This window comes from Pseudomonas moraviensis (assembly GCF_900105805.1).
Taxonomy (GTDB): domain Bacteria; phylum Pseudomonadota; class Gammaproteobacteria; order Pseudomonadales; family Pseudomonadaceae; genus Aquipseudomonas; species Aquipseudomonas moraviensis_A.
Genome location: NZ_LT629788.1, coordinates 2,875,785 through 2,897,583, shown reverse-complemented (window position 1 = coordinate 2,897,583; position 21,799 = coordinate 2,875,785). Strand labels below are relative to the sequence as shown.

The 21,799-nt window shown below is 58.6% G+C and carries 19 protein-coding genes and 1 tRNA gene; 12 read left to right on the top strand and 8 right to left on the bottom strand.

Annotation, left to right across the window (positions count from 1 at the left end):
* Positions 1-54 precede the first annotated feature (54 nt).
* Entirely contained in the window at positions 55-876 is an 822-nt protein-coding gene (locus BLU71_RS12800; RefSeq protein WP_083353242.1) for a c-type cytochrome, read from the bottom strand.
* A gap of 577 nt (positions 877-1,453) precedes the next feature.
* Here BLU71_RS12800 and BLU71_RS12795 point away from each other — a divergent pair.
* The 3 genes from BLU71_RS12795 (at position 1,454) to BLU71_RS12785 (ending at position 5,650) form a co-directional block, all read left to right on the top strand.
* Entirely contained in the window at positions 1,454-2,659 is a 1,206-nt protein-coding gene (locus BLU71_RS12795; protein WP_083353241.1) for an acetyl-CoA C-acetyltransferase, read from the top strand.
* Between the two features lie 24 nt (positions 2,660-2,683).
* Positions 2,684-4,828: a 3-hydroxyacyl-CoA dehydrogenase NAD-binding domain-containing protein gene (locus tag BLU71_RS12790; RefSeq protein WP_083353240.1), complete on the top strand. Its 2,145-nt coding sequence runs from the start codon at positions 2,684-2,686 to the stop codon at positions 4,826-4,828.
* A gap of 93 nt (positions 4,829-4,921) precedes the next feature.
* Positions 4,922-5,650, top strand: a complete 729-nt coding sequence (locus BLU71_RS12785) for an amidotransferase (protein WP_042608480.1) — start codon at positions 4,922-4,924, stop codon at positions 5,648-5,650.
* Between the two features lie 69 nt (positions 5,651-5,719).
* On the opposite strand, the gene BLU71_RS12780 is transcribed toward BLU71_RS12785, so the two are convergent.
* The 3 genes from BLU71_RS12780 to BLU71_RS12770 form a co-directional block, all read right to left on the bottom strand.
* A complete protein-coding gene (locus BLU71_RS12780; RefSeq protein ID WP_083353239.1) occupies positions 5,720-6,691 on the bottom strand; it encodes a magnesium and cobalt transport protein CorA in 972 nt (323 codons plus the stop codon).
* 133 nt (positions 6,692-6,824) lie between these two features.
* Positions 6,825-7,547, bottom strand: coding sequence for a 1-acylglycerol-3-phosphate O-acyltransferase (locus BLU71_RS12775; RefSeq protein ID WP_083353238.1), 723 nt, complete (start codon positions 7,545-7,547; stop codon positions 6,825-6,827).
* Between the two features lie 219 nt (positions 7,548-7,766).
* Positions 7,767-8,456 (bottom strand): crotonase/enoyl-CoA hydratase family protein, encoded by a 690-nt coding sequence (locus BLU71_RS12770; protein ID WP_065615173.1) that lies wholly within the window; start codon positions 8,454-8,456, stop codon positions 7,767-7,769.
* 295 nt (positions 8,457-8,751) lie between these two features.
* On the opposite strand from BLU71_RS12770, the gene BLU71_RS12765 reads away from it, so the two are divergent.
* The 7 genes from BLU71_RS12765 (at position 8,752) to BLU71_RS27495 (ending at position 13,132) form a co-directional block, all read left to right on the top strand.
* Positions 8,752-8,841: transfer RNA gene (locus BLU71_RS12765), tRNA-Ser, on the top strand.
* Between the two features lie 234 nt (positions 8,842-9,075).
* A complete protein-coding gene (locus BLU71_RS12760; RefSeq protein WP_156889233.1) occupies positions 9,076-10,539 on the top strand; it encodes a hypothetical protein in 1,464 nt (487 codons plus the stop codon).
* A gap of 103 nt (positions 10,540-10,642) precedes the next feature.
* The gene (gene cysC, locus BLU71_RS12755; protein WP_042608471.1) at positions 10,643-11,254 is read left to right on the top strand and encodes an adenylyl-sulfate kinase; all 612 of its coding nucleotides are present in this window, start codon (positions 10,643-10,645) and stop codon (positions 11,252-11,254) included.
* 165 nt (positions 11,255-11,419) lie between these two features.
* Complete coding sequence (locus BLU71_RS27745) at positions 11,420-11,608, top strand: hypothetical protein (RefSeq protein WP_080902490.1); 189 nt, start codon at positions 11,420-11,422, stop codon at positions 11,606-11,608.
* Between the two features lie 312 nt (positions 11,609-11,920).
* Positions 11,921-12,292, top strand: coding sequence for a hypothetical protein (locus BLU71_RS12745; protein ID WP_042608470.1), 372 nt, complete (start codon positions 11,921-11,923; stop codon positions 12,290-12,292).
* A gap of 134 nt (positions 12,293-12,426) precedes the next feature.
* On the top strand, positions 12,427-12,846 hold the full coding sequence (locus tag BLU71_RS12740) for a YMGG-like glycine zipper-containing protein (RefSeq protein ID WP_042608469.1): 420 nt from the start codon (positions 12,427-12,429) through the stop codon (positions 12,844-12,846).
* Between the two features lie 118 nt (positions 12,847-12,964).
* Positions 12,965-13,132 (top strand): hypothetical protein, encoded by a 168-nt coding sequence (locus tag BLU71_RS27495; protein WP_173867341.1) that lies wholly within the window; start codon positions 12,965-12,967, stop codon positions 13,130-13,132.
* 221 nt (positions 13,133-13,353) lie between these two features.
* Here the strand turns inward: BLU71_RS27495 and BLU71_RS28150 are convergent, their stop codons facing one another.
* The 3 genes from BLU71_RS28150 to BLU71_RS12725 all read right to left on the bottom strand — a co-directional run bounded on the left by BLU71_RS28150 (position 13,354) and on the right by BLU71_RS12725 (position 18,911).
* Positions 13,354-13,563 carry a DUF6896 domain-containing protein gene (locus BLU71_RS28150; protein ID WP_419198348.1) on the bottom strand — a complete coding sequence of 70 codons (210 nt, stop codon included), beginning with the start codon at positions 13,561-13,563 and terminating at the stop codon, positions 13,354-13,356.
* A 162-nt stretch (positions 13,564-13,725) separates the two neighbouring features.
* The gene (locus BLU71_RS12730; protein WP_083353235.1) at positions 13,726-14,121 is read right to left on the bottom strand and encodes an Imm50 family immunity protein; all 396 of its coding nucleotides are present in this window, start codon (positions 14,119-14,121) and stop codon (positions 13,726-13,728) included.
* On the bottom strand, positions 14,118-18,911 hold the full coding sequence (locus BLU71_RS12725; protein WP_083353234.1) for an RHS repeat-associated core domain-containing protein: 4,794 nt from the start codon (positions 18,909-18,911) through the stop codon (positions 14,118-14,120). The genes BLU71_RS12730 and BLU71_RS12725 overlap by 4 nt, the downstream gene beginning before the upstream one ends.
* A gap of 240 nt (positions 18,912-19,151) precedes the next feature.
* Here BLU71_RS12725 and BLU71_RS12720 point away from each other — a divergent pair, with 240 nt between their 5' ends.
* A complete protein-coding gene (locus BLU71_RS12720) occupies positions 19,152-19,847 on the top strand; it encodes an HAD-IA family hydrolase (RefSeq protein ID WP_064362884.1) in 696 nt (231 codons plus the stop codon).
* Positions 19,848-19,910: 63 nt separating this feature from the next.
* On the opposite strand, the gene BLU71_RS12715 is transcribed toward BLU71_RS12720, so the two are convergent.
* On the bottom strand, positions 19,911-20,657 hold the full coding sequence (locus BLU71_RS12715; RefSeq protein ID WP_083353233.1) for a 3-oxoacyl-ACP reductase family protein: 747 nt from the start codon (positions 20,655-20,657) through the stop codon (positions 19,911-19,913).
* Positions 20,658-20,782: 125 nt separating this feature from the next.
* Here BLU71_RS12715 and BLU71_RS12710 point away from each other — a divergent pair, with 125 nt between their 5' ends.
* Positions 20,783-21,706: a LysR family transcriptional regulator gene (locus BLU71_RS12710; protein ID WP_083354336.1), complete on the top strand. Its 924-nt coding sequence runs from the start codon at positions 20,783-20,785 to the stop codon at positions 21,704-21,706.
* The last annotated feature ends 93 nt before the right edge of the window (positions 21,707-21,799 follow it).

Sequence of the window (21,799 nt, the reverse complement as noted above, 5' to 3'; positions counted from 1 at the left end):
TATCGCCTGACACGCCGCCATCGCGAGCAGGCTCACTCCTACAAGGAATTGGTGTCACGGCTTAATCTTGCGACCGGCCATGTGCCTGAGATAGCCCACCAGCATTTGCAGATCCCCGTCCGGCAACACTTGCGCCGAAAACCCCGGCATCTTCGCCTGCGGCCACTGGCGCAAACTCTGCGGATCGCGGATGTAGCGCTTCAGGAAGTCCGCACCAAAATACTCGGTCGGGCTGTACGGAATATTCAGATCCGGCCCGAACTGCGCATCACCGGCACCATTCAACCGGTGACACGCCAGGCAGTTTTTCTGAAACAAGGCAAAGCCCTGGTTCACCGGATCATCGGCCTTCAATGCCGGATCGGGCAGCAGGGCAGGGAAACGCTGGGCCACCGGCGCCATCAACTTGAGGCTGGCGACTTCGAATGGCCACTGCTCGGGACTGATCTTGCCGGCTTGCGGATCGGTCCAGACCAGATAGAAAGGCCCGGCGCTGTGCTTGCCGGCGGACAACGGTGGCCATGGCCGTGCCGGATCCTCGATTGCCAGCCATGCGCGTGCGCCGTTCTCGTTCAGCAAAGGCGCAGCGGCCAACTCGGCGGCAAAGCCGTCCAGCGCCACCGCTTGCAAGTGGTCCTCAGGTCTGACGCCCGTCAGCAACGCGGCCAGGGGCACGGCCTGATAGGTCATGTCTTTCTTGTAGGAAACATCATTGTTGATCGTGAGGGTTTGCAGCTGAGGATGCTTGAGCAGTTCCTCGGTCTGCCAGGTGCGGCTGTTTGCGCCCAACTGCAGATCCAGTTGTGCGGCAGACAAGGGCAAGCTCAGCAGCAAGGCACTGAGCGCAATGAGCGTTTTCAAATGACCGCCGTCCATGTCGTGTAAGTGCGCAAAGGTTGGCACAACCACGCTGGCCCGGGTAGCGGGCCAGTCACACTTTCAGCGGCGATATACAGCACGCGGCGCTTGAATCAGCCGATGACCTTGGTCAGATTCGGCAAGATCAACAACAGCGTCGTGGCGAAAAGAATGAGTCCTGCTTGACGTACTTTCGGTTGTTTGAACATGGCTTGACCGCCTTTATTGTTATTTCCTGAGGCGTGCCTGACTGCAGATCCATGACGGCACGCGTTGCACTTCCTGTTGGAGGACGCCCGTCTCGGCAAAACCCGACGACGATGGCGTACATGTTCACCTTAGGGCCCACGTCCGCGTTGGCTTAGATCCATTTCATATGGAGCGCTTAAAAAAAGCTTTAAGAAAGGCATGAGGCGTATTGCCAGCTTCTTTGCCGCCCGCTGGCTAGACAACTCGGCGACCTGAACCGGTTCACCTGAGGTCCGATGACCGTCCGTCTGAGCGCGTGCGTCAAGCGCGTTGAGCAATGTGGTCATTGCTTGCCGGACTGCGCAGGGCGAAAGTGCAACGACACTGAATCAGGTTCGAGGACGTCATGACTGAAGCTTTGATTTTCGATGCGTTACGCACCCCGCGTGGCAGAGGCAAGGCCGACGGCGCGCTGCACAGCGTCAAGCCGGTCAATCTGGTAGCAGGTTTGCTGAGCGCCTTGCAGGCACGCACGGCGCTGGACACCAGTCAGGTCGATGATGTGGTCCTCGGCTGCGTCACGCCGATCGGCGATCAAGGTTCCGATATCGCCAAAACGGCGGTGCAAGTAGCCGATTGGGACGTCAGCGTCGCCGGTGTGCAGATCAACCGTTTCTGCGCTTCAGGTCTGGAAGCGGTGAATCTCGGCGCGATGAAAGTGCGTTCGGGTTATGAAGATCTGGTGGTGGTCGGCGGCGTCGAGTCGATGTCGCGGGTGCCGATGGGTAGCGATGGTGGCGCTTGGGCATTGGACCCGCAGACCAACCTGCACAGCCACTTCACCCCGCAAGGCGTCGGCGCCGACCTGATCGCCACCCTCGAAGGCTTCAGCCGACAGGATGTCGATGCCTACGCGCTGCACTCGCAGCACAAAGCCGCACGGGCGCGAGCTGATGGCTCGTTCAACAAGTCGCTGGTGCCGGTGCAGGATCAGAACGGCATCATCCTGCTCGATCATGATGAGTTCATCCGCGCCGAATCGACCCTTGAAGGCTTGGGCAAGCTCAAGCCGAGTTTCGAAATGATCGGGCAGATGGGCTTCGACGCCACGGCGTTGCGGGTCTACAGCCATGTCGAGCGAATCAACCACGTGCACACGCCGGGCAACAGTTCCGGGATTGTCGACGGTGCGGCGCTGATGCTCATCGGCTCCGAAGCCAAGGGCCGTGCGCTAGGGCTGCAGCCACGGGCGCGCATCGTCGCCACCGCCGTCACCAGTACCGACCCGACGATCATGCTCACCGGCCCGGCGCCGGCAACCCGCAAAGCGCTGGCCAAGGCCGGACTGCGCGTGGAAGACATCGATCTGTTCGAGGTCAACGAAGCGTTTGCCTCGGTGGTGTTGAAGTTCATCAAGGACATGGCCGTCGACCCGGACAAGGTCAACGTCAACGGCGGCTCGATCGCCATGGGCCACCCGCTGGGCGCCACTGGATGCGCGATCCTCGGCACGCTGCTCGATGAACTGGAAGCGCGTCACCTGCGCTACGGCCTGGCGACACTCTGCGTCGGCGGCGGCATGGGCATTGCCACCATCATCGAACGCCTCTGAGCCCCGACTTCAAGGAACCCTGTTATGAGCGAAGCGATTCGTTACGAAAAAGGCCAGGACGGTATCGTCGTGCTGACCATGGACATGCCGGGCCAGAGTGCCAATACCATGAACGCCTTGTATCGCGAGGCCATGGCCGCTTGCGTTGCGCGTTTGTCAGCGGAAAAAGACAGCATTGCCGGGGTGATCATCACTTCAGCGAAGAAAACCTTCTTTGCTGGCGGCGACCTCAATGAATTGATCAAGGTCGGCAAGCCCGAAGCCAAAGCCTTCCATGACATGGTGCTGACCCTCAAGGCGCAGTTGCGCAGCCTTGAGACCCTCGGCAAACCGGTGGTTGCGGCGATCAACGGCGCTGCGCTGGGTGGCGGCTGGGAAATCTGCCTGGCCTGCCACCACCGCATCGCTGTGGATGATGCGTCGGTGCAACTCGGTCTGCCGGAAGTGACGCTGGGCCTGTTGCCGGGCGGCGGCGGAGTGGTGCGCATGGTGCGCATGCTCGGCATCGAAAAAGCCCTGCCGTATTTGCTCGAAGGCAAGAAGGTGCGCCCGCAACAGGCGTTGCAGGCCGGGCTGATTGATGAACTGGCGGCGGATCGCGATGAGCTGCTGGCCAAGGCGCGCGCCTGGATTATCGCTAATCCGGCTGCGGTGCAACGCTGGGACGTCAAGGGCTACCAGATTCCTGGCGGCACGCCGTCGAATCCGAAAGTGGCGCAGATGCTGGCGATTGCGCCGTCGATTCTGCGCGCGAAGACTCAAGGCACGCTGCCAGCGCCGGAGAAGATTCTCTGCGCGGCGGTGGAGGGTGCTCAGGTCGATTTCGAAACGGCGCACCTGATCGAAACCCGCTACTTCACAGAACTGACGACCGGACAGATCTCGAAAAACCTGATCGGCACGTTCTGGTTCCAGTTGAACGAGATCAACGCCGGCGGTTCAAGACCGCAAGGTTTTGCGCCTTATAAAACCAAGAAAGTAGGTGTACTCGGCGCTGGCATGATGGGCGCGGGCATCGCGTTTGTCAGCGCCTCGGCCGGTATCGACGTCGTGCTCAAGGACATCAACCTCGCCGCTGCCGAGAAAGGCAAGGCGCATTCCGCGGCGCTGCTGGATAAAAAAGTTACCCGTGGCCAGATGACTGTCGGACAGCGCGAGGCAGTACTGGCGCGGATCGTTGCGAGCGAAAGCGATGCCGATCTGGCCGGTTGCGATCTGATCATCGAAGCGGTATTCGAAGATCGCGAACTCAAAGCCAAGGTGTCTGCCGCCGCGCAACAGGTGGTGGGTAGCGAAGCAGTGATCGCTTCCAATACGTCCACCCTGCCGATCACCGGCCTGGCGACGGCCGTGCCCGATCAAAGCAAATTCATCGGCCTGCATTTCTTCAGTCCGGTGGAAAAAATGCCCCTGGTGGAAATCATCAAGGGCGCGCAGACCAGCGACGAAACCCTCGCCCGCGGTTTCGATTTCGTCCTGCAAATCAAGAAAACTCCGATCGTGGTCAACGACAGCCGTGGCTTCTTTACTTCGCGGGTGTTCGGCACGTTCACCAACGAAGGCATTGCCATGCTCGGCGAAGGCGTCAGTGCGCCGATGATCGAGACTGAAGCGCGCAAGGCCGGGATGCCGGTCGGGCCTCTGGCGATCGCCGACGAAGTTTCTCTCAGCCTGATGAGCCATATCCGGCAGCAGACGGCCAAGGACTTGCAGGCTGAAGGGAAACCGCTGATTGAGCACCCGGCCTTCGCCGTGATTGACTTGATGCTCAATGAATTCAAGCGACCAGGCAAAGCCGCCGGAGGCGGGTTTTATGAATATCCAGCGGCTGCCCAGAAGCATCTTTGGCCGGAGCTGAAAACGCGTTTCGAGAAAGTCGACGGACAGATTCCAGCAAAGGATGTGCGCGATCGTCTGTTGTTTGTGCAGGCCATCGAAACCGTGCGCTGTGTGGAGGAGGGCGTGCTGACCTCGACGGCGGATGCCAACGTCGGGTCGATCTTCGGCATCGGTTTCGCTGCGTGGACCGGCGGTGCGCTGCAGTTCATCAACCAGTATGGCCTGAAGGATTTTGTCGCGCGTGCGCAGTATCTGACCGAGCAATATGGCGAGCGTTTTACGCCGCCAGCGCTGCTACTGGACAAAGCCGCGAAAGGTGAAATGTTCTAGGGGCTGGTGAACATGTCGGGGCTTGCCTTGGTCGGGTGTTTCAAGGCAGGCTCTGGGGTGTTCATTATTCCCATCACGTGTCAGGTATTTTTTATGTCGCTGCGCATCTGCATTCTCGAGACCGACATCTTGCGGCCTGAGCTGATCGATCAGTATCAGGGCTATGGGCAAATGTTTCAGCGCCTGTTTTCGCAACAACCGATCGCCGCTGATTTCACTGTCTATAACGTGGTGAATGGCGAATACCCAAGCGAAGACGAGACCTTCGATGCGTACCTGGTCACCGGCAGCAAGGCCGATTCGTTCGGCACTGATCCGTGGATTCAGACCCTCAAGACTTATCTTCTGAATCGCTACGAACGCGGCGACAAACTGCTCGGCGTGTGCTTCGGCCATCAATTGCTGGCGCTGCTGCTTGGCGGAAAGAGCGAGCGCGCATCCCAGGGTTGGGGCGTTGGTACCCACAACTACAAGCTGGCGGCCAAGGCGCCGTGGATGAGCCCGGTGCGCGAAGAGCTGACACTGTTGATCAGCCATCAGGATCAGGTGACCGAGCTACCGGAAAATGCCACGGTGATCGCGTCGAGCGATTTCTGCCCGTTCGCGGCTTATCACATCAACGATCAAGTGCTGTGCTTCCAGGGCCATCCGGAATTCATTCACGATTACTCGCGCGCGCTGCTCGATCTGCGCCAGGAAGCCCTGGGTTCGCAGATTTACAGCAAAGGCGTGGCCAGCCTCGAGCAGGAGCATCATGGCGCTACGGTTGCGGAGTGGATGATGCGCTTCGTCGCGCACAAGCCGGAAGCGGCTCAACGCTGAAAGGGCCTGCTCCCACAATCCCTGTGGGAGCGAGCCTGCTCGCGAATCGCCGGGGCGACGCGGTCCCGGCTACAACCACCCCGACCGCTTGAAACTCGCCCACAAACTCACACACCCCACCGCAATAAACCCCAGCACCGCAAAATAACCGTAATGCCAAGTCAACTCCGGCATGTTCTGGAAGTTCATCCCGTAAATTCCCGCCACAGCGGTGGGGAACGCCAGAATCGCCGCCCACGCCGCGAACTTGCGCTGCACCACGCTTTGCCGCGATGCCTCGAGCAACACACCAATCTCGATGGTCTGGCTGGCAATGTCCGCCAGCGTGCTCAGGTCTTCCATCTGCCGCGTCACGTGGATCTGCACATCGCGAAAGTACGGGCGCATGTTCTTGTCGATGAATGGAAAGCTTAGCTTTTGCAGCTCTTCGCCGATTTCTACCATCGGCGCCGCATACCGACGCAAGCGCACCACGTCACGGCGCAAACCGTGGAGCTTCTGGATGTCACGCTCGTTGAGGGCACTGCACAGCACGTTGCGCTCCAGCTCATCGATCTCCGCGTGGATCGCTTCGCCCACCGGCTGATAGTTCTCGATGACGAAATCGAGCAGCGCATACAGGACGAAATCCTCGCCATGCTCCAGCAACAGTGGACGCGCCTCACAGCGTTGACGCACCTGGGCGTAGGACGCCGAGTGGCCGTTGCGCGCGGTGATGATGTAGCCCTTGCCGGCGAAGATATGCGTTTCGATGAACTGCAAAACGCCGTGTTCACGAACGGGGGAGTAGGTGACGATAAACAGAGCGTCACCAAAGGTTTCCAGTTTTGGCCGGCTGTGTTTTTCCAGCGCATCTTCGATGGCCAGCTCGTGCAGATTGAACTGGTGTTGCAGGTTGGATAATTCCTGTGCGTCCGGTTCTTCCAGACCGATCCAGACGAAGTGGCCCGGCTTGGCCGCCCAGGCCGCGCCTTCATCAAGCGTGATATTGGTGACTTTCTTGCCTTCGCTGTACACCGCAGCAGCAACAACTCGACCCATGGTGGTGATTCACTTCTTCTTGGCAGATGGCAGGGGAACAAGGCTTCAGCTTAGCCGTGTCGCTGTTTGAGAGTCAGTGAAACTTCTACAGTTCAGCCGGCAAAAGAAAACCCGCACAGGGCGGGTTTGTTTTTCACGCGGCTCGCAGTTGCCGATCCATGGATTCGATACATTCGCGCATCTGTTCGCGGCATCGCTCGATGAGCATGGGCATGTCATCCATGGTCAATCCGACTGTAGGAATCGCCGGCAGCGAACGTATGAGAACGTTGCCGCTGCGCCAGCGATTCAGACGCATGTGCTTGACGTAACTGCTCACGCACACCGGAACGATCGGCACTCCGGCGGCAATCGCCATCTGAAACGCGCCTTTCTTGAACGGCAACAAATCTTCGCCGAGGTTGCGGGTGCCTTCCGGGAATACCCAGATCGAGGTGTCTTCATTCTGCAGCGTGTGAGTGGTCGTCAGCATCGACTGCCGCGCCTTGTGCGCATTGCCACGGTCGATCAACACATTGCCGGCGAGCCAGAACAACTGGCCGAACAACGGCACCCACTTCAGGCTTTTCTTGCCGATACACACGGTGCGGCGCGGGACGACGTTGCCGAACACGAACAGATCGTAATTGGACTGGTGGTTAGCGATGATCACGCAGCTGTCAGGCTTGTTGATCAACCCGTTGACCTCAGACTTGACGCGCAAACGCAGGATATACATCGCTGGCAACGCGTAGAGGCGGGCGCAGAGTCGGCTGTTGTCCGGATTGAAGGGGCGGCACAGGCCAAGGATCACGCCCAGCACGCCGGCCAGAATAAAGTGCAGGCCCATCAACAACATACGAAACACGAACAGCATTTTTGCAGGCCCACCGGGACAAAAGGTGGCGCAGTGTACGGATGTGCACTGTTTTCGGCAATTGCCCCTATAGAGTCCGGAGATGGCCGATGTTTAAGCGCATGTTTCAGCGCTGCCTGTCAGGCGCATCCTAGAGCTGTCAGGGAATCTTCAACACCGGACGTAAGAAAAAGCCCGACACGAGGGTCGGGCTGTTTTCAACGGCAAATCCTTCAGGAATCAGCCCAGATGTTGTTGATCCTGGAGGATGGCATCGTCGAGGGTTTCCAGCAGTTGTTTGCGCACTTTCAGCTTGGTGTTCTTGTGCGCGAGCATATTGATTTTCTTCAACTGACGCGCGGCAGCCAAGGCGGCGCCCTGCAATTCTTCTGCAGTGACGACCTTGTCGAGGAAACCTGCATCAACGGCACTTTTCGGATCGAACATTTCGCCATTGATCACTGAGCGATGGAAAGCCGAACGCCGCAAGCGATCACGCGCCAGCTCGATACCGGCATGATGCATGGTCATACCGATCTGCACTTCGTTCAGACCGATGCTGAACGGGCCATCGACACCGATGCGGTAATCGGCGGATAACAGCAGGAATGCGCCTTTTGCCACGGCGTGTCCCGGACAGGCAACGATCACCGGAAACGGGTGAGAGAGCAGGCGACGGGCCAGCGTCGAACCGGCGGTCACCAGCGCAACGGCCTCTTTCGGGCCGGCCGTCATCACCTTCAGGTCGTAACCTCCCGAGAGAATCCCCGGCTGGCCGGTAATGATCACCACAGCCCGATCCGCGACCGCTTGATCCAGTGCCGCGTTAAACGCCGCAATCACATCGGGGGAAATGGCGTTGACCTTGCCATTGTTCAGGGTCAGGGTCGCGATACCGTCTTCGAGGTGGTAGGCAATCAACTCGCTCATGACGCTATTCCTTATTAGAAAGATGGGCAGACGTTACCCACCGCCGCAGGCCAGGTAAAGCGCCGTGACTGACCTGCCAGTCACCGTTTTGCGCTTCAGCCAGCGCTGCGCGCCTCTTGCCTTCCATAAAGGAAGCACGTCGGTTACCCGAGATTGGCGAGTTTGCCATCCTCCGCCTGGCCCAGTGCAGTCCGCTCTCTTAAGCGCATGAAAATTCTGAAAAAAAGTTTGCCATCGGAAAAGCTTTCGACTACATTAGCGCGCCTCGACAGACAGAACATGTCTGCAGAGATACGGTGAAGTGTCCGAGTGGCTTAAGGAGCACGCCTGGAAAGTGTGTATACAGGAAACTGTATCGAGAGTTCGAATCTCTCCTTCACCGCCAAATTGAATAGCAAAAAACCCGACTTCGAAAGAAGTCGGGTTTTTTGTTTTCTGCGTGTTCGAAAATTGCTCGGGCATCATCTGCTGCGCGTCGATCGGCTCCGCGCGGGGGCCGGAATCCGGTTTTGTTGGCGTTGAACTATTGTACTGACCAGTTAGAATGGCCGCACTCATGGCTCTGCGTCACTCGCTGCATCAAAAAGGGTCGAGATTTACATTTCTGAGGTAGAGAGTAGTGGAACCGCTATTTGCAGTCGTTGCGACCACAGGATATTTGCTCCTCGTCGAGGTGCATTCCAGAAAAGTTATCCCGCTCGAGAACGAACGCACTGAATATTACGGCGTTTCATGGTTTCCGGGCGGCAAGGATTTTGTGCTCAGCCATTCTGGGCTGGATAACGTAAAGCTGAAGGATATCCAGACCTACGCTACCTCTGAAGTGGGATTTCTTTCGCACGGTAGTTTCCATTCCGAAACCTTCCTCTCGGAACCACACCAGTTGCTCTGCGCATCTGACGGTCGCGTGGTGTGTACCAACACCGGACGTAACGCGATCACTGTGGTCGACCTGGAAAAGCCCGGGCATTTTCAGGAAAAGCGGCTGAGCAACGTTCGCTGGGATCGTCTTTCACTGGAAGAAATCACCGGCGATCATCTGAATTCCGTATTCGAAAAAGATGGTCATCTTTATGTCATCGCTCACGGCCACCATAACGGTTCGTTAATGGCAGTACTGACTTATCCGGCGTTGGAGCTGGTCAGTGTCAAGCCCATTGAGCGACGTACGGGCCTGCACAATGTGTGGGTATCGGACGAGGGGCAGAAAATTGCCTGCCACAGCAATATCGGTGCGCTGATCGATCTGGAAAGCAATGAAGTTCTCTGGGAGTCAGGGAGTCCAATCTATACGCGAGGCCTGGCGGTCTCGTCCGACATCATGTTGGTGGGAGAAAGCCAGATGACCGGACGTGATTTGCGCCGCAGTTCCATGAGCGGTTTATGGATTCTGGAACGGGGCACCTATAAAGCACTGGACTACATTTGCCTTGGTCCTTACGGCGCCGTCAACGAAGTCCGCCTGTTGAACGTAAAAGACTATGCACACCACGGTCATACTTTTCCGTTTGTATCGGAGTTGTTCGAGCGAAGTCTGTTCAACCGTAAGTCTGAAGAGCGTCTGGCTGCTTGCCAGCGTTCGAAAAACATTCAGCAGGAATGGGCGGGCGTCGAACTCGTCTATGGCGTGCCGAAGACACTTGAAGACGGCGGCAAAGAGGCCATCCTCGGTAACCTGTGTCTGATCAAGAAGATTGAAGACGTTTCGCAAGCACAACGTAGCCTGGCGTTCAGTTATTCGTTGGACACGCCATCTACCGATTCCCACGTTGCGGTGGTGACTTATCAGGGCAGTGGCGGTGACACGGATATGAACGCACTGCTGATACAGCCTATCAATGATGTCGAGGCCGGACTGGTACTTTGGACAAATGATGGCGCGCACTGGAATCCCGAGCCCGACGTGCAGATCACGGGACTTCCTCATAGCGGGGACATTCGCGTGGTAGCGAGTGAAGCAGGGCTGGAATTTTATCTGAATGACGAATGGCGTCTAACGGTAGACGCAGCCAGGCTGCCTTTTCTCGAGGGGTCATTGGGTATTCGCTGGATCGGTTCGACTGTCAGCCGGTTTATCGAATAACGGTCGATCATGATGTCTGGCCCGATCCATGGCTTTTGAGCTGCGAGTTGCCGCTGAAGACTAACGTGTTTGAACTCAGACTCTACGCGAGATGAGGATGCGTATGACAAGCGAAAAAAACAGCGTGCCTGAGAATGTCGTTTTGCACCCCACTCAAGTTGCTCCCAGTGATCGAGAGCGTGTCGTGGCGCAGAAGCCTTTTACCATTTGGTTTACCGGATTGAGTGGTTCAGGCAAATCGACGCTGGCGTTCGCTATTGAAAAAATGCTGATTGAAAGTGGCAAGCCTGCCTTCGTGCTGGATGGCGATAACGTTCGCCACGGACTTTGCAGCGACTTGGGTTTCAGTGCTGAGGATCGCTCCGAAAATATTCGCCGTATCGCTGAAGTAGCGCGTTTGATGAATGACGCGGGTATCACCGTGATGGTGGCATGTATCTCTCCGACCAGAGTGAGCCGTGGAAAAGCCCGATCCATCATTGGCGACGAGCGTTTTCTCGAGGTCTATCTGAATACGCCACTCGATGTATGTGAGCGGCTGGATCCGAAGGGGCTTTATCGCAAGGCCCGCGCTGGTCTGATCCCGGAGTTTACGGGGATCAGCGCACCCTACGAGGTGCCTGAATCTCCCGCATTGGTTCTCGATGCAAGCAAAATTTCAGTCTCGGCCTGCGTAGAGGAAATCGTCTCCAAAGCCAACGGTCTTGAGCGATAGGGCTCCAATTGTGTCACTGGGATGGGATCTTCCGCTCGTCGGAGATCATGCTTTGTGTACGGCTAGTCCCGGAATGACCGGCTAGTCTCAAAATCCTCGGAGGTCGATATTTTTTCAGGCAAAACAGTTTTGCCGGTATCGGCCCGGTTCCGCAGGGGAGAGGCTATGACAGGTCCGTATATCGAAGACGATGGCGCTGAGTTTTCATTCAACAACTGTGTGCGCTGCGGTCAGACGGAGTATCAGTCGGGTTTTGGCGAAGATCCGGTGAGCATCGGGAGAATCAAGTCCACAGCCCCTAAAGGGCCAAAAGCGAAATTCCTGCCCAAGGTCTCGGCAAGGGCGAGAAAGTGATTTCATCCCGTACCCCGTCACTGAACGGGGTTTTTTATGGGCGCAGGATTGCCTGCTGGAAATGCCTGCGGGGCGTTGACATTAATGTCGGTTTTTTTTCACAAACTTTTCACGTTGGTCAACGTAGGGTGAAGCCATCCGTTAGAAAGCAAGTCTCCAGCCCGTCTCCCCAGCGGGCTTTTTTTTGCCCGGCATAAAACCTTTTCCTTGATCGCGGTCCAATCGACGCTGTTGCCCGCGTCTGGACTTTCCTGCGCCGAGCGCATTAAATCCCGCTCCTTCTCGTCATCCCGTTTATTTGAGGTTTTCGTCATGCGTTTAACACTGCCTGCACTGGTTCTTGGCCTTCTGGTTGCTCAAGGTGCGATCGCTGCCGGTGATGGCACCGCTGCGCTGGGCGGTGGCCTGGGTGGCGCGCTGGGCAACGTGGTCGGTCAGAAAATGGGCGGCAGCACCGGCGCCGTCATTGGTGCTGGCGTCGCGGGCGCAGCGGGCAGCGCAGTCGCCGCACGCAAGGGCAGCCGCACCAAAGCGGCGATCGGCGGCGGCGTCGGCGCGGCCGGTGGTTCGGTGATCGGCAACAGCCTGGGCGGCCGCAACGGCGCCACCATCGGCGCGGGCCTGGGCGGTGCAGCCGGCGGTGCCGTCGGCAGCAATCTGGGCAAAGGCCATAAGCGCCACTAATCCCGAACGCTGTCAGAAGAGGCCCGACTCGATGTCGGGCTTTTTCATGGCTGAACGTTTCGTCCGAAATCATCTCCAATCTGCATACGCCCCGCTTGGGCGGACTGTCCCGATTCGGGAACTGCGAGGTTTATATGCGATTGTCATTATCTGCACTGTTTTTCGGCTTGGTCGTGGCGCAGGGCGCCATGGCGGCCGGAGATGGCACCGCTGCCGTAGGCGGTGGTCTCGGCGGTGCGCTGGGTAATGTGGTTGGTGGACAACTCGGCGGCAGCACGGGCGCCGCGGTCGGCGCGGGTGTCGGCGGCGCGGCCGGCAGTGCCGTCGGCGCGAACAAACGCAACCGCACCGAAGCCGCAATTGGTGGCGGTCTTGGCGCAGCAGGCGGTTCGGTCGTCGGCAATAGCCTCGGCGGCTCCACCGGTTCCGCTATCGGCGCGGGCCTGGGCGGCGCAGCGGGCGGGGCGGTGGGTAACAATCTGGGTGGCGACGACGATGGACATCATTCCGGCGGTCACAAGCACAAGAACAAACACAAAAATAAACATCGCTGATTGATCAACGAAAACCCGGCCTGGCGCCGGGTTTTTCGTGTCTGGCCGTCAGGAAGAGGAACGATTGGCGATAGGGCGTCTCGAACGTCATACATTCCATGCGATCAAGAGGTTCGCCATGACCCCTGAAACTGAAGGTAAAGAAGAGAAGGGCCCGAGTGGATTGCCGTTTATCAATGATCCAGGCAGTGAAGATCCTGGATCGGTGACGGATGATGCGACGGTACCGTTGAATGATGCGGATGAGGCGGATATGGAGTATGAGGAGGATGGGGATGAGCAGTGAGGGGGGGAGTGTTTGAATGATGGTTTAAGGGCCTGACTCAGCAGGCCCTACAGAGAATCAGTTCCCCAGAACGAGACGTCGCTTCTTCTTGCACTGATTTTTACAAAGTGACCATTGAGGTGCGGAAAATCGAAGTGGATATCTTGATCCGCAAATTCTTTCAGAGGTTCGAGAAGATCAGTGAGGTTTTTAAGAGTTGAACTTCGGCATAAAGGCCTGAGTCAGCAGGTGCTTAAGTCTCGTCTTAAGAGATTTTCCGGCGGGCCGATTAATACATAGAGGTCATCGGATGGCGACATTTTTTTGATTCTGCCTGAGCCTATATAACACTTGAACTCGCTCTCAAGAAAATTTATGTCAGTGTATTTTTTGTACTCTTCAGGTCTGTCGGCGGCGTACATATAAAGACGCCACACGTCAAAGCCGTCAATCCTGTTGTTTGGACCGTAATCGAAATCTACTAACTCCGTGGGAAAATGGATAGCACTGTTGTAGCAGCATTGTTCCTTCTTCGACTTTGCTGAGGAAGCCTTTGATCAAGTCCTCAAGAGACAAAATGTCACCTGCAAAAAAGCTTTTGATTATTGAAGGCTCTAGAAAGGTGATTCTGTCAAGTACACACTTGGCTCTCTCAACCTTAATGATGATGTAGTGAATTTTAACTCTGACGACTTGGATGTGGCGGAAACAGAGTACCTATCCCCAATAAGTTGGATGGATAGGTTTAATGTTTCTTGCGTCGGGATGTTGGATGTTGTCAAACCTCTGACTTCACTGCACGTTATTCCGATCCGGCAAGCGTTGTATCCTATTAGATCCCATTTCTTCGGAGGGGTATCTGGGGTTTCCCTGATGTCAAATGCCAAGGTCAGCGTTGAAAGGTTATTGTCTATGTTCAGAGCGAATAACTTAATCTCTGAGATAGGTATAGGTCTGCTGAATACCATGTTAAACAGTTTGCTGCCCTCTATGTCGTTCCAGTTTTTCATGGTGATCTCCTGAATGGGTAATGATCGCTTGTGTTTTTTACCTTGCCGTTCCGCCTGTCATCTGCAGGTCGCACATTTATGTGAGGTCCTTGATCTCCCCGGTTATTTATGTCCCCGTATTTATGGCCCGCGGAATGATCTTGGAGGATCAATATAAACCCATCCTCTCTGGTGTATTTATATTCTCTAGTTATGATTGGCATTCCACTACTGTCCAGGATGTTATTGCCTTTCCTATCCGTCATGTTGGCATAAGTAAATTGCTTCTGCTTGCCGCTGACCTCATCGATTTGAATGTCGGGCTGCTGCACTTTTGGTACTCCCGAATCAAGTTTTGCCTGCCTAAACGCGCCTCGCCGAGAAACCAGCGGGGGCTCGACTTCATTAGGTTTTGGACAGCCGATTGTTTTTCGGCCTTTTGGAGGGCAATTCGAGGTCAACCCCAACGGATCCACCCATCCCGTCGGATTCGGCACGTACTGGTACTGATTCAACCCGCCCGCGAGCTTCACCGGATCCGGCGTCAGATACCGTCCCAACCTCGGGTCGTAATACCGATGGAGGTTGTAGTGCAGGCCGCTTTCAACATCGAAGTACTGCCCCTGAAAACGCAGCGGCTGGTCGAGGTAGTCTTCGCCGGCGAGGGTGACGGCGGCGACTTTGCCGTAGGCGTCGTATTGCGCGGACCAGACGATTTCGCCGCTGTAGTCGGTGAGTTCCTGCGGGGTGCCGAGGTGGTCGAGTTGGTAGTAGAACGGGCAGGCTTTTTTCGGGCCTTTGCCGTCGAGCAGCGCCAGTGGGCGAAAGGTGCCGGGTTCGTAGAGGAAGCTGCGGTATTGCGTGGCGCTGCTTTCGGCGACGAGGTGCTCGCCTTGCCAGAAGAACTCGGTGACGGCTCCGTCGATGGTTTTGCGGATGCGCCGGCCGAAGGCGTCGTATTGGTAAGTGGCGGTCTGGCCGTCGGGGCGGGTCAGGCCGATGAGGCGGTGCTGACAGTCGTAGCGGTATTCGGTGACGAGGGTCTGGCCGTGGCCTCGGCGTTCGCGGATCAGGTTGCCGAAGGCGTCGTAGTCGTAATGACGGTCGCCCTGCATCAGCAGGCGATTGCCCTTGATCTGCGCGGGGCCGGGGCGGTCCTGCATCAGCAGGTTGCCGGCCGGGTCGTGGGCGAAGGATTCGGGCAGTTCGTCGCGCGAATGGCGAACCCGAATCAATCGGTCAAGGGCGTCGTAGCCGTAGGTGCGCTGGCCGTGGCGACTGTCGGCAATGTGCTCGAGATTGCCGTTGGCGCTGTAGGCATAATCGCGGCGGTACAGCGAGGCGCCGCGATGGCCTACGGCGTGAGCAAGTAGTCGGCCCTGATCATCGTAGGAGTATTCGCTGAGCAGCAGGCCCTGCTGACGTTGCTGCTCGCGACCGGACTGGTAGACGTGGCGCGTGAGCGGCGTGCCGTTGAGGTCAATGGCACTCAGCGCACCGCCCTTGGCGTAGTGATAATCGAGCTTGCTGTTGTCCGGCAGGCGCAGGCGTTTGAGCTGACCGCAGGCGTCATAGGCGTAACGCAAGGTGCCCCAGCCCTGGTGCTCGGTGATCAAGCGGTCCTGACGGTCATACTCGAAGGCCAGCGGATGGTTCTGCCCGTCATCGACGGCAACCAAGCGGCCGAGGCGGTCGTAGTCATAACGCACCTTGATCCCGTCGGGCAGGGTTTTGACGAGCAAACGTCCGGCCTTGTCGCGCTGGTAGTGGGTGACCAGCGATAAACTCTGCTCGCCGAACTCGGTCTTCTCCAGCAGATGACCGTTGAGGTCGTAAACGTACGCGGTACGCCGCCCATCAAAACCGGTCTCCTGTCGGATCAATCCGGTCGGCGTGTAATCCAGTCGGTATTTTTCCCCCGACTCGTTTTCGATCTCGGTCAGCAGCAACCGCGCATGGTCATAGCGGTACTGCACGCGGGTGCCGTCGGGGTTGATCCGCCGCGAGACCAGGTGCAGGTCGTCGTCATATTCGTAGCGGGTGATGCGCCCGAGTTCGTCGCGTTCGGCGGTGATCTGGCCGTAGGCGCCGTAGCTGTAGGCGCGGGTGCTGCCCGTCGGAGAAGTCGTCAGGATCAGTCGGCCGGCGGCGTCCCACTGCTGACGGCTGACAACACCAAATTCATCCTGGGTGGTAATCCGCCGGCCCAGCGCATCGTAGGAAAAGCGCCGCACGCCGCCGTCCGGCAGGGTTTCTTCGATGAGCTGGCCGAGCTCGTTCCACACCCAGCGATGGCGGCTGCTGTCGGGGTAGCGCAGCGACAACAACTGGCCGCGCAGGTTGTAGTAGTAATGGGTGACCTGACCGTCAGGGTCGACCGCTTCGGTGACCGCACCTTCGGCGTTGCGCCGATAGATCCACACCGCGTCGCCTCGGCAACGCTTGTAGAGAAAACCGTTGCGGTACTCGTAGGACGTTGGCGCCTCGTCCGGCGGAATCAGCGCGATCAGCCGTCCGACCTCGTCGTAGCGGTATTCGGTGACCGCGCCCAGAGCATCCTGCTCGGCGACCAACCGGCCCTGCTCGTCATAGGCCTTGAGCTGCTCGCCGCCATCCGCCGCGACCTGACGCACCAGCCGCGCGCGCTCGTCGTGGACGTAGACTTCTTCGGTGCCGTCGACGTAATGCACGGTCACGCTGGCGTCGTCATCGTTCCAGACGTAGCGGGTGTTCATCTGCGAGAACGAGGCCCAATGGCGCACGCAACGCGCCGCCTTGCCGTCGCGTTGCCACTCCCAGAAAAAGCTCGCGCCACCGGTGAGCTGGCGCTGGAGGATGACGTGGTGGTCGTCGTAGTCGTAGCGCTCGCTGTCGCCAACCGCGTTGGTCGCGGTCAGCAGCCGTTGCCGGGCATCGAAGCGGTAGGTGGCGAGGTTCTGCTCAGTGTTCCACTCACCCTGCACGAACACCTGATAATCAATCGCCACCAGTTGCGCCCGGTCATAACGCAACAGCAATGAGCGGCCGGCGCCGTTGTCCAGACGCTGAATGCGGTCGGAGCGATCGCGTTGCAGCGTCAGACGATTGCCGTAGACGTCGCTGATTGCGGTCAGCCGGCCGGCGCGAAAGTGATAGAACCGCGCGCTGTCGCCGGCCATGGCGAGGATCAGTTCTTCCGGTTCATCACCCAAAAAAATCGCCGCCCGTGACAGGCTGTTGTGAATCGCCGGGCGCGCGACATTGGGCAGGGGAAAGCGGGTGCGGCGGTTCTCGTGGTCGATCCAGATCACGCCATCGCCGTCGAAAGCCAGGCGATGGGCCAGGGTGTGGCTCCAGCCGAAGCCCAGACCGATGTCGATCTCGACGGCGCTGCTGCGGTACAAACGGGTGAACTCGAACGGCAGTACGCCATCGAGCACCGCGTCGGTCAGGGTCAGCAGTTCTTCGCCGGTGACCATCGACACCGGACAGCCGTTGGTGCAGGTGTTGGGAACACAGTCGGCGGCATCACCGTTGGGGTTTTTCGCCTGGTCGGGGGCGTCGTCGTGGGGCTCGTGGCGCTCAAGACGCGCCATGTTTCGGGATTTTTCCCGCGCGAGTGGCGCCGGGTTCGGCACGCTCAACATCACCGCGTCGGCCTGGCGAATGTTCAGCGGAATCGACGGTATCGGCTTCAGCTGAACGTCCCGGGCATGAAACATCAGCGGCTTCAGCGTGCTCGCGTGCTGCTTGAGTTCCGGCGTCGAGGTCAGTTCAGCCAGGCGTAAAGCAGAGGCTGCCAGCCATTCCCGCGCCCGTGGCGACTTGATCCTGGCCAGGACCTTACTGCTCAGACTCAGCGATACGCCGGCACCGCCCGCCACGCGCATCAACAGGAAACTGATCAGCAACTCTGTGCGGACTTCGGCAACCACTTCGGCGAGGTATTGCGGCCGGAGCATCTTCAGCCAACTGGTGAACGCGGCCAGATGAATGAACAGCAACGGCTCGTCGCTGAGCATCAACAAGGCGTTGGCAATCGCCTCGCTGGAAGCCGCCAGCAGCGCCTCAAGCTCGACTTCGCTCAGGTATTCCAGGAGTTTTTCGCTGTGCGCCTGCAGATCGGCGAGGAGGGCAAACAGCTGTTGGATGTCATCCCAGACCCCGTTCAGGGCTTTTTCCAGACCGCGCCAGTCGGCCCGTTGCAATTGCCCGTAACGATCAAGAAAACCGGCGCTGGAAAACTCCATCCATGGCGGCTGGAAGCCTGTCCATTCGCCGCGCAGCCAGTTTTCCAGACCGGCGATGACACCTTCATAAGAGGCATACAGCGCGCGGACATGGGCGGTGGAAACATCGGGGAAGAAGGTGATGCGGTAGCGCTGGCCGCGCGTGCAATCGGTCACCTCGAGAATCCCGCTCGGGCCGATGGTGTGGCGCAGTGGTTCGCCGAAGGTCTGCACGCCGTCGACTTCGCTGAGCAGCGGTTCGAGGGTTACCGGGGTGTCACCGATCGGCACAAAGCGCGCCGCTTCAAACATGTGTACCAAGGTCAACGGCCCGTTGGCCGGACACATGACCACCGATGAACTGATGGGTGCGCGCGAGGTAATCGGCGCCCTCAGTTGCACGTCATTGCCAACCTTGAACACCTGCTCGATGTCCAGCGCCGTCCCGCTCCAGAACTGCTCGGCCCAGGTCTCGTAGGTGTTCAGGCACAGGCGGAACTCATCGATCAGCGCTTCGAAATCTGGCTGCTGGGGATTCAGGGCGGCCACCACCAGCAGTCCGATGCTGTTGTTCAGGGCCAGTAGCCGATCGGGTTGAAACATTCGCAGTCGCTCGCGCATAGGAAGAAACGGGAGCGCGGACTTTGCGGGGGATCAAAAAGGAAAGAAGTCGGGGAAGTAGGCAGTGTCTGTAGGAGGTTTCGCTCAATGCGAAGAGCGCGTCGACGGGATTGCCCGTTGCTCAATGTCCATCGGCCTCGCTATGCTGCTGAACCCATTAATCAGATCCGCGTTGCGGCACGTTGCCTGTCGCCCGGGATGTCTTTGTTAACGGATCCGATGATGAATGCACCGCTGAAGACGTTCGGCCCGATCAAGGCCGTGATATTCGATATGGACGGTTTGCTGCTCGACACCGAGGGCATTTACACCGAGGTCACCTCGATGATTGTCGGGCGCTACGGGAAAACCTTTGACTGGAGCATCAAGCAGAACATCATTGGTCGCGGTGCCAATGACCTGGCCAATTACGTAGTGCAGGCGCTGGAGCTACCGATTACCCCGGAAGAATTCCTGCAGATTCGCGAGCCGCTGATGCGCGAGCGTTTCCCCAAGGCGCAGGCGATGCCGGGGGCCGAAGCGCTGGTGCGTCATCTCAAGGCGCATAACATCCCGATCGCGGTCGGCACCAGTTCGTCACGGCAGTCGTTCGGGCAGAAAACCACTTTGCATCGCGACTGGTTCGCGCTGTTTGATTTCATCGTCACGGCGGACGATCCGGAAGTCGGCGCGGCCAAACCGGCGCCGGACATCTTCCTCACCGCCGCCCGGCGACTGGGCGTTGCCCCCAGGGATTGTCTGGTGTTCGAGGATTCACCGTTTGGCGTCACTGCGGCGAAAGCGGCAGGCATGACCGCAATCGCCATCCCCGACGCCGCGATGGCCGATGAAAAATATGCTCACGCTGACGGCATCCTTCGCTCGCTGAAAGACTTCAGGCCAAGCGCTTTTGGCCTGCCGACGCTGGAACTGGCCTGATCGCCCAGATAAAAACGCCGCCCTTCCCAAGAAAGAAGGGCGGCGTTTTTTCTTGCGGGTCTGTCAGGCGCCGAAACCGCCGTCGATGGTCAGGCTGGCACCGGTGATGTAGCCGGCTTCCGGCCCGGCGAGGTAGGCGACGAAGCTGGCGATTTCATCGGCAGTGCCGTAACGACCCACGGCCATCAGCGGGATCAGGCTCTCGGCGAAGTCGCCATGGGCCGGGTTCATGTCGGTGTCGACCGGGCCAGGTTGTACGTTGTTGATGGTGATGCCCCGTGGGCCGAGGTCGCGGGCCAGGCCTTTGGTCAGGCCGACCAGCGCCGACTTGCTCATCGCGTACACGCCGCCACCGCCGAAGGGCATGCGGTCGGCGTTGGTGCTGCCGATGTTGATGATCCGCGAGCCTTCGCCCATGTGCTTCGCCGCTTCCTGCGAAGCGATGAACACGCTGCGCACGTTGATGGCCAGGGTCTGATCGAAGTCTTCCAGTTTGAAATCTTCCAGCGGCGCGATGGCCAGCACGCCGGCGTTGTTGACCAGAATGTCCAGCCGGCCAAATGCTTCGACGGTGGCGCTGACGGCGTGGCGAATCGCGCTGGCATCGGCGCTGTCGGCCTTGATCGCCAAGGCCTTGCCGCCGTTGCCAGTGATGCTGTTCTGCAGTTCTTCGGCTTTAGCGGCGGAGCTGACATAAGTGAAAGCGACGGCGGCGCCTTCAGCGGCCAGACGTTTGACGATGGCCGCGCCGATGCCGCGCGAACCGCCTTGAATCAGAGCGACTTTGCCCCTGAGGTGTTGAGTGGTCATGTGCGATCTCCAAGTGTTCAAGGCGGAATGCCTTGGTGTTGGTGCCGAGTATCGGCGTGGCATCGACAACCGTGTAGACCATGATTGCTATAGTCTGTGTAAACCAGAAGTTTATAGTGGCGATCATGGAAACGTTCAGCAGTATCGAATGCTTTGTGCGCAGCGCCGAGGTCGGCAGCTTTGCCGAAGCCGCGCGGCGTTTAAGCCTGACCCCGGCGGCGGTAGGCAAAAGCGTGGCGAAACTGGAAGCGCGGCTTGGCGTGCGGCTGTTCCAGCGTAGTACACGCAGCCTGACGTTGACCGAAGCGGGGCAGCTGTTTTTGAGTGAGGTCAGCGCCAGCCTGACCACCATCCAGAATGCCGTTGCCAATCTGGCCAGCGCTGGAGGGCAGCCGGCCGGGACGCTGAAAGTGAGCATGGGCACGGTGTTCGGTCGTCTGTATATCGTGCCGCTGCTCGGCGAATTCTTGCGGCGTTATCCGGCGATCAACCCGGACTGGCATTTCGATAACCGTCAGGTCGACCTCATTGCGCAGGGCTTCGACGCGGCGATTGGCGGCGGCTTCGAACTGCCACAAGGCGTGGTTGCGCGCAGACTGACGCCGGCGCATCGGGTGCTGGTGGCGTCGCAGGATTATCTGCAGAACCATGCGCGGATCGGCCATCCCGATGACCTCAACCTGCACGACGGCATCCTGATTCGCTCACCGCAGACCGGGCGTGTGCGCTCCTGGCAACTCACCCACCGCGATCAGCAACACAGCCCGCTGACGTTGCGGGCGCGGATGACCATGAGCGATTCCGAGGCCGCGTGCGCGACGGCGATGCAAGGTTTGGGCATTGCGCTGGTGAGCATGCCGTTTGCGGTCCCGTACCTTCAGGCGGGGACATTGCAGCGGGTGCTGCCGGACTGGTTTGTCGATGACGGTAACATTTCGATCTATTACGCCGAGCACAAATTGTTGCCGGGCAAGACCCGGGCGTTTGTTGATTTTGTGATCGAGCAGTTTGTTGAGCAGGGACTGGCGCGGCGGTTTAGTGCTGTCTGAGCCAGGCGTCAAACCGAGTTGCGGCTATCGCGAGCAGGCTCACTCCTACAATTGGAATGCGTTCCTCTGTAGGAGTGAGCCTGCTCGCGATGA

Bases quoted from the DNA above. Each gene is read 5' to 3' on its own strand.
- BLU71_RS12800 (WP_083353242.1), bottom strand. From the start codon at position 876: ATGGACGGCGGTCATTTGAAAACGCTCATTGCGCTCAGTGCCTTGCTG.
- BLU71_RS12795 (WP_083353241.1), top strand. From the start codon at position 1,454: ATGACTGAAGCTTTGATTTTCGATGCGTTACGCACCCCGCGTGGCAGA.
- BLU71_RS12790 (WP_083353240.1), top strand. From the start codon at position 2,684: ATGAGCGAAGCGATTCGTTACGAAAAAGGCCAGGACGGTATCGTCGTG.
- BLU71_RS12785 (WP_042608480.1), top strand. From the start codon at position 4,922: ATGTCGCTGCGCATCTGCATTCTCGAGACCGACATCTTGCGGCCTGAG.
- BLU71_RS12780 (WP_083353239.1), bottom strand. From the start codon at position 6,691: ATGGGTCGAGTTGTTGCTGCTGCGGTGTACAGCGAAGGCAAGAAAGTC.
- BLU71_RS12775 (WP_083353238.1), bottom strand. From the start codon at position 7,547: ATGCTGTTCGTGTTTCGTATGTTGTTGATGGGCCTGCACTTTATTCTG.
- BLU71_RS12770 (WP_065615173.1), bottom strand. From the start codon at position 8,456: ATGAGCGAGTTGATTGCCTACCACCTCGAAGACGGTATCGCGACCCTG.
- cysC (WP_042608471.1), top strand. From the start codon at position 10,643: ATGACAAGCGAAAAAAACAGCGTGCCTGAGAATGTCGTTTTGCACCCC.
- BLU71_RS27745 (WP_080902490.1), top strand. From the start codon at position 11,420: ATGACAGGTCCGTATATCGAAGACGATGGCGCTGAGTTTTCATTCAAC.
- BLU71_RS12745 (WP_042608470.1), top strand. From the start codon at position 11,921: ATGCGTTTAACACTGCCTGCACTGGTTCTTGGCCTTCTGGTTGCTCAA.
- BLU71_RS12740 (WP_042608469.1), top strand. From the start codon at position 12,427: ATGCGATTGTCATTATCTGCACTGTTTTTCGGCTTGGTCGTGGCGCAG.
- BLU71_RS27495 (WP_173867341.1), top strand. From the start codon at position 12,965: ATGACCCCTGAAACTGAAGGTAAAGAAGAGAAGGGCCCGAGTGGATTG.
- BLU71_RS12730 (WP_083353235.1), bottom strand. From the start codon at position 14,121: ATGAAAAACTGGAACGACATAGAGGGCAGCAAACTGTTTAACATGGTA.
- BLU71_RS12725 (WP_083353234.1), bottom strand. From the start codon at position 18,911: ATGTTTCAACCCGATCGGCTACTGGCCCTGAACAACAGCATCGGACTG.
- BLU71_RS12720 (WP_064362884.1), top strand. From the start codon at position 19,152: ATGAATGCACCGCTGAAGACGTTCGGCCCGATCAAGGCCGTGATATTC.
- BLU71_RS12715 (WP_083353233.1), bottom strand. From the start codon at position 20,657: ATGACCACTCAACACCTCAGGGGCAAAGTCGCTCTGATTCAAGGCGGT.
- BLU71_RS12710 (WP_083354336.1), top strand. From the start codon at position 20,783: ATGGAAACGTTCAGCAGTATCGAATGCTTTGTGCGCAGCGCCGAGGTC.